Genomic DNA, 6,375 nt, shown 5'->3' with positions numbered 1-6,375 from the left:
CGTAGCCCATCTCGATCAGGTCGGTGACGTTGAACAGTCGTTGGTCGAGTCGGTCGTCGGCGAGCAGGGGGATGGCTTCGTCGGGGATGACGTGGAGGTCGTCGCCGTGTTGTTGGACGGTGAAGCCGCCGGTGGCGCCGTCGGGCTGGTCGACCTCGGTGAGGGTTTTGCCGTCGGCGAGGGTGCGGACGGTGACGACGTCGCCGGTGACCAGGGTGACGGTGTGCGTCTCCGGGGCGGCGGCGGGTGTGGCGAGGGGGGCGGTTGTCGGGGACCGGCCGGCGGTCGCGGCAGCCGGATCGATCGCGGCCGTTGATGTCGTGATCATCCCGACGGCTGCGGCGGCGGCGATCAGCCGCCGCCGTGACCCGCCAGCAGTGAACGGGCTTGAATGAGAAGACATAGACGCAGTTCTACCCACCGCACCCCGAAAGGTAAACACTCCGTGAGTTCTTGACTACCTAGCGACGTGATTTGTCAGAGTGGACGAGCCCGGTGCCGCTCGGCCGTCGCCGCGATCAGAGGTCGAGCAGGATGGTGCGTGGGCCGACGTTCACGCTCTCCACCAGCATCTGGGCCCGGAAACGCCCAGTCTCCACCTTGGCCCCACGGGCGCGCAGCTCCTCGACGACCGCGGTGACCAAGGGCTCGGCCACCTCCGCCGGGGCGGCGGCGGTCCAACTCGGGCGGCGGCCCTTGCGGGCGTCCCCGTAGAGGGTGAACTGGCTGACCACCAGGATCGGGGCACCGAGGTCGGCGGCCGACCGTTCCCCGTCGAGGATCCGCAACTCATGCACCTTGCGGGCGAGGGTTCGGGCGGTCTGCGTCGTGTCGGAGTGGGTCACCCCGAGCAGCACCAGCAGGCCGTCGTCGATCGCCCCCACCACCACCTCGTCAACCGTGACCTGGGCCCGGCCGACTGTCTGCACCACCGCCCGCATCAGTCCACCACCGCCCGCATCAGTCCACCACCGGCTCGACGAAACCGCGCTCGACCAGGTGGGCCACGATCGGGCCGGCCGCCTCCGCCAGCTCGCCCGGGGCCACGTCGTGCGCGGAGGCGAGCAGGGCGAGCTGATCGCGCAGCGGCAACCGCCCGTCCGCCCCGCCGACCAGGGCCAGGACGATCGGGTCGATCTCCTCGGTCCAGCGCAGGCCGCGCGGCATGGCGAGGGTCTGTCGGTTTACCGACCACCCCTCGTCGCTCATAGTGGCCTCCTGCCGCAGCTGGAGGTCGTCGGCGGCCCGGTAACGGGCCGCGAGCAGCCCGTCGGTGTCGCGGACCCGGAGCCACTCCTGGCGGTCGAACCACTCGGTGACGCGGTCGCCGAGCGGCGCCTCGACCAGTTGGCGCAGCTCCTCCACCCGGACGACCGGGTCGTCGTGGCCGGAGCGGCGCAGCGAGACGATGCCGAAGCCGATCGCCTCGACCTTGTGCGCGTCGAACCAGTCCAACCATCCGGCCATCCGTTCCGGGCTGGCCGCTTCGCCGACATCGGAGAGCCACAGATTGACGTACGCCATCGGGTCGGCGACCTCGCGTTGGATCACCCAGGCGTCCAGCCCGCTGCCGGCGAACCAACCGGCGACCCGCTCGGCCCAGTCCTCACCGGCGACGTGCACCCAGTTCGCGAGGTACTGCATCGTGCCGCCCTCGGTGAGCAGGCTCGGGGCGGCGGCGGCCAGCTCGGCGCCGATCGCGTCGCCCACCCGCCCGGAGTCGCGATAGACATGCGTGGTGGTGCCCGGCCCGACAACGAACGGTGGGTTGCTGACCACCAGGTCGAAGCGGCGCCCGGCGACCGGGGCGGTCAGGTCGCCGCGCAGCAGCTCCCAGTCCTGCCCGTTGAGGGCGGCGGTGGTCGCGGCGAAGCGTAACGCCCGCTCGGAGAGATCGGTGGCCGTGACCCGTCGGGCGTGGGTGGAGAGGTGCAGGGCCTGGACGCCGGAGCCGGTGCCCAGGTCGAGTGCGGTCTCGACCGGCTGCCGGACGGTCGCCCCGATCAGGGTCTGGGTGGCGCCGCCGATGCCGAGTACATGCTCAGCCTGCAACGCCCGGCCGGGGTGGGTGCTGGCGGGCGCGTCGGCGAGCACCCACCAGTCATCCCCGTACGGCTCCAGGTCGAGGCCCATCCGCAGGCCGTCGCCGTGCCGCTCGACCAGGCCACCGGCGAGCGCCTCCTTGATCGGCAGCGGCGCGAGCGCGGTGGCGACTGCCTCGTACGGCTCGGTCTGTTCGCAGACGAAGAGCCGGATCAGGGTGGCGAGGGGATCGCGGTCCTCGGTGGCGCGCAGCGCGGCACGGAAGTCGTTGCGGGCCATGCCGCCGGTCGCCTGCGACCCCAGCCGGCCGGCGATCCCGTTCGAGGTGAAGTTCGCCCGGGTTAGGGCGTTGCGCAGCGCCGCCACGCCGGCGGGGGAGAACAGCATGTCATCTGGGTCCACGCCGCTATCCTGCCCGCCATCGACATCGTCGTGGGCGGCACCCGCCGGACTTCGGCCGCAGGTGTCAGCCAAGCAGCCCCGGTGCCGCCGGGGCTGCTGCGCCTACACGCTGATCAGCGTGGAGGTGACGGTGGTGGGGAAGACGCGGGCGGTGCCCTCGACGGTGACTCCGACCTCGGCACCTACCGGCACCGTCGGGCTGCCGTCGAGGATCCGAGCGGTGACCCGGGTACCGTCGGCCAGCCGGAGGCCGACCAGCGCGTCGTGCCCGTGGAAATCGTGCCGCAGTACAGTGGCGGCGACCGTCCCCGGGCCGGTACGGAGGCGGATCTGCTCCGGTCGGACCAGGATGGTCACCGGGCCGGCCGGGGCGCTGTCGGCGACCGGCACGTCCCCCAGACAGGTGCGTGCGGTGCCGCCGTCCAGGACGACCGCCGGCAGCAACACCGCGTCGCCGACGAAACCGGCCACCCACTCGTCGGCTGGCTCCCGGTAGACGGCGGTCGGCGTCCCGGCCTGTACCACCCGACCGGCGCGTAGCACCACCACCCGGTCGGCCACGGACAGCGCCTCGCCCTGATCGTGGGTGACCAACACGCCGGTCGCTCCGTCGGCGCGTAAGGCATCCCGGACGTCGTGCCGCAGTCCGGCCCGGAGCCCGGCATCGAGGGCGCTGAAGGGTTCATCCAACAGCACCACCGATGGGCGGGGCGCGAGCGCCCGGGCCACCGCGACCCGCTGCTGCTGGCCGCCGGAGAGCTGGTGTGGCATCCGGTGGCCGAGCCCGGCAAGGCCCACCAGGGTCAGCACCTCCTCGATCCGGTCGCCTCGGCGGGCGGCGCGACCCAAGCCGTACCCGACGTTGTCGGCGACGCTGAGGTGCGGAAAGAGCGCGCCTTCCTGAGGCACCACGGCAATGCGGCGGCGGTGGGCGGGTAGGTGCCGGCCGGACCCGGCGATCGGGACACCATCGATGTGGATCTCGCCGTCGTCGAGGCGTTCGAACCCGGCGAGGCAGCGCAGCAATGTCGTCTTGCCGCAGCCGGAGGGCCCCAGCACGGCGGTGAGTAGCCCGGACGGCACCGTGAGGTCGACACCGGCGAGCGCGGTGACCGCGCCGTACCGCCGGACCACCCCGGTCAGCGCGACCTCACTCATCCCCGGTCCTCCTTGTCGAGCAGGCCGCTGCGGGAGACCAGCAGCCAGGTGGGCAGCGCCGAGATCGCCACCAGTAGCGCCGCGTACGGGGCGGCGGCAGCGTACGCGCCGACCGACGTGGCGGTCCACAGCTCGGTGGCGAGGGTGTCTGTCCCCGTCGGCCGCAGCAGCAGGGTGGCGGGAAGCTCCTTCATGCCGGTCAGGAAGACCAGCGCCGCGCCCGCACCGATGCCGGGCAGGACCAGCGGCAGGGTCACCGTACGCAGCACGGTCAGTGGGCCCCGGCCCAGCGAGCGGGCCACCTCCTCCAGCCCCGGTGGGGACTGGGTGGCGGCGCCGGCAACCGCGCCGACCGCGAGGGGGAGGAAGAGGGTCGCGTACGCCAGCGCCAGCAGCCAGCGGGTCTGGTAGAGCGGGTACGCCACGGTGATACCGAAGAAGATCAGCGACAGCCCGATCACGACCCCGGGCAGCGCGTGGGCGAGGTACACGAGCCGGTCCAGCACCGTGGTCAGGGCGTTGGGCGCGCGGGCGACGAGCAGCCCCAACGGCAGCGCCAGCAGCATGGTCAGCGCCGCGCCACTCAACGAGACGGTCAACGAGTTGCCGGCGGCGACGGCCACCTCGGCCAGGGCACCTGGGCGGGACACACCGTCGGCGAGCCGTCGGGCCAGGCTCAGCGCGGGCACCCCGAGGGCGAGTGCCGCTACGCCGAGCAGCGCGGCGAACGCCGGCCAGCGGGCGGCGCCGAGCCGCAGCCGGGCCGGCGGGCGGCGGATGCCGCCGAGTCGTGCGTAGCGGGCGCCCCGCCGGCGGGTGGTGGTCTCGGCGGTGAGCAGCAGCACGGTCAGCACCACCAGCACGCTGGCGAGCACCAACGCGCCGGTGCGGTCGAACCCCAGGTCGAACGCGACGAAGATGGCTCGGGTGAAGGTGTCGGTGCGCAGGATCGAGACGGCCCCGAAATCGGAGAGCACGTAGAGGGCGACCAGCAGCCCGCCCGCCGCGGTGGCGGGACGGATCTGGCGTAGGGTCACCGCGGTGAACGTCTGCCACCCGCTGCGCCCCAGTGACCGGGACACCTCCTCCTGGGCCGGGTCCGCGCCGCGCAGTGCCGCCGCGACCGGCAGGAAGACGTACGGGTAGGAGCAGAGCGTCAGCACCAGCGCCGCCGGCCAGAAGCCCTCCAGCCCGCGTATCTCGGAGAGCCAGGCGAAGGCCGCGATGTACGTGGGGACGGCCAGCGGCAGCGCCGCCAGCACTGCGAAGAACCGCCGGCCGGGCAGCTCGGTGCGGGTGACCAGGAAGGCGGTGCCGACGCCGAGCAGGACGCAGGCGGCGGTGACCACCGCTGCGAGGGCGAGACTGCGGAGGGCGAGCAGCGCGACCCGCTCGGTCCACAACTCGTCGACGACTCGGTCCCAGCCGGCCTCCGCGGTGCGCAGCGCGAGGTAGGTCAGGGGCAGCAGGGCTACGACCACCGCCGCGGTCGACGCCGCCAGCAGCACCGGTCGGGGTGTCAGCCGTCGCATCCGGTTGGGTACGGCGAAGCGGGGCGGCCTGCTGGTGGCCGACCCCGCCGTGGTCGTCGGAGTGCTCAGGGCACCAGCCCCGAGTCGGTGATCATGGCGACGGTGGCCTCGAGGGTGTCCAGGTCGTTGAGGTCGATGGCGGGCACCTTCAGGTCGGCCAGTGGCGGCACGTACGTCGGACCGGCCACGCCCGTCACCACCGGGTACTCGAAGGTCTCTTCGGCGAAGTACCGCTGGGCCTCCGCGCTGAGCAGGAAGTCGACGAACGCCTGGGCGTCGGCGTCCTCGGCGGCCCGGTTGAGTACCCCGACCCCGGCGATGTTCACCAGGGCGCCGGTGTCACCGTCGGGGAAGAAGTGCAGCTTGGCCGTCAACGCCTCCGGCGTGCTGCCCTGCTCTTCGGCGATCGCACCGAGGTAGTAGTGATTGACCAGTCCCATGGGGACCTCGCCGGCGTCGACGGCCTCAACGATCCGGATGTTGTTGTCGAGGATCTGCGCCTCGTTGGCCTTGAGGCCGGACAGGAAGTCCTGCGCCCGCTGGTCGCCGTGCTGCACTCGGATCGCGGTGACGAACGCCTGGAAGGAGGCGTTGGTCGGCGCGAGCGCGACCTTGCCTTTCCACGCCGGGCCGGTCAGGTCGAAGACGGATGTCGGGAGTTGGTCGGTGGGGACCTGGTCGGCGTTGTAGACCAGTACCCGGGAGCGGGCGCTGATTCCGACCCACTGGCCGCTGCGCGCCCGGTAGGTCTCGGTGACCTGGTCGGTGCTGGTCTCCGGCAGCGTGGCGAACATGTCCTGTTTGGCCACGGTGCCGAGGGCGCCGGCGTCCTGGGCGAAGAAGATGTCGGCCGGGGACCGGTCGCCCTCCTCGACGAGCTGCGCCGCCAACTGGGCGGTGGTGGCGTATCGGGGCCGGATCTCGATGCCGGTCTGCTCGGTGAACTTCTCCAGCAGCGGCTTGACGAGCTTCTCGTTCCGCCCGCTGTAGACGGTGATGATCTTGTCGTTGGGCTCGCCGGGGTCGGTGTCATCCGCACCGGACCCGCAGGCGACCAGGCCGACGGAGAGTAGTCCGGTCGCGACGAACGTCGCAGTGGACCGGCGGAACAGTGCAGACACGACGAACCTCATTCACCCGACAGGTCGGCGGAGACTAACCCGGTGAAGTTAGCACAGGCTAACCTCACAGTGATGCGGTGTGCGGGATGAATCACGGCGGGGGACCGACCGTGGGCCGA

5 protein-coding genes and 1 pseudogene are annotated in these 6,375 nt (G+C 72.1%); all 6 read right to left on the bottom strand.

Annotated features, from left to right (window positions below):
- Positions 1 to 403: pseudogene (locus T398_RS02400) on the bottom strand (peptidase S8); the annotation flags it as partial.
- A 115-nt stretch (positions 404 to 518) separates the two neighbouring features.
- Positions 519 to 941 carry a D-aminoacyl-tRNA deacylase gene (gene dtd, locus T398_RS02395; RefSeq protein WP_496444016.1) on the bottom strand — a complete coding sequence of 141 codons (423 nt, stop codon included), beginning with the start codon at positions 939 to 941 and terminating at the stop codon, positions 519 to 521.
- Between the two features lie 19 nt (positions 942 to 960).
- Positions 961 to 2,445, bottom strand: a complete 1,485-nt coding sequence (locus T398_RS02390; RefSeq protein WP_496444014.1) for a DUF7782 domain-containing protein — start codon at positions 2,443 to 2,445, stop codon at positions 961 to 963.
- A gap of 102 nt (positions 2,446 to 2,547) precedes the next feature.
- A complete protein-coding gene (locus tag T398_RS02385; RefSeq protein ID WP_496444012.1) occupies positions 2,548 to 3,603 on the bottom strand; it encodes an ABC transporter ATP-binding protein in 1,056 nt (351 codons plus the stop codon).
- Positions 3,600 to 5,135, bottom strand: coding sequence for an ABC transporter permease (locus tag T398_RS02380; RefSeq protein ID WP_496444010.1), 1,536 nt, complete (start codon positions 5,133 to 5,135; stop codon positions 3,600 to 3,602). Before T398_RS02380 ends, T398_RS02385 begins: the two co-directional genes overlap by 4 nt.
- 65 nt (positions 5,136 to 5,200) lie before the next feature.
- Positions 5,201 to 6,268: an iron ABC transporter substrate-binding protein gene (locus T398_RS02375; protein WP_496444008.1), complete on the bottom strand. Its 1,068-nt coding sequence runs from the start codon at positions 6,266 to 6,268 to the stop codon at positions 5,201 to 5,203.
- Positions 6,269 to 6,375: the final 107 nt, after the last annotated feature.

Source organism: Salinispora goodfellowii (genome assembly GCF_059570675.1).
The sequence above is the reverse complement of the archived record's forward strand: the minus strand, read 5'-3'. Positions and strand labels throughout refer to the sequence as shown.

Bases quoted from the DNA above. Each gene is read 5' to 3' on its own strand.
- T398_RS02380 (WP_496444010.1), bottom strand. From the start codon at position 5,135: ATGCGACGGCTGACACCCCGACCGGTGCTGCTGGCGGCGTCGACCGCG.
- dtd (WP_496444016.1), bottom strand. From the start codon at position 941: ATGCGGGCGGTGGTGCAGACAGTCGGCCGGGCCCAGGTCACGGTTGAC.
- T398_RS02385 (WP_496444012.1), bottom strand. From the start codon at position 3,603: ATGAGTGAGGTCGCGCTGACCGGGGTGGTCCGGCGGTACGGCGCGGTC.
- T398_RS02375 (WP_496444008.1), bottom strand. From the start codon at position 6,268: ATGAGGTTCGTCGTGTCTGCACTGTTCCGCCGGTCCACTGCGACGTTC.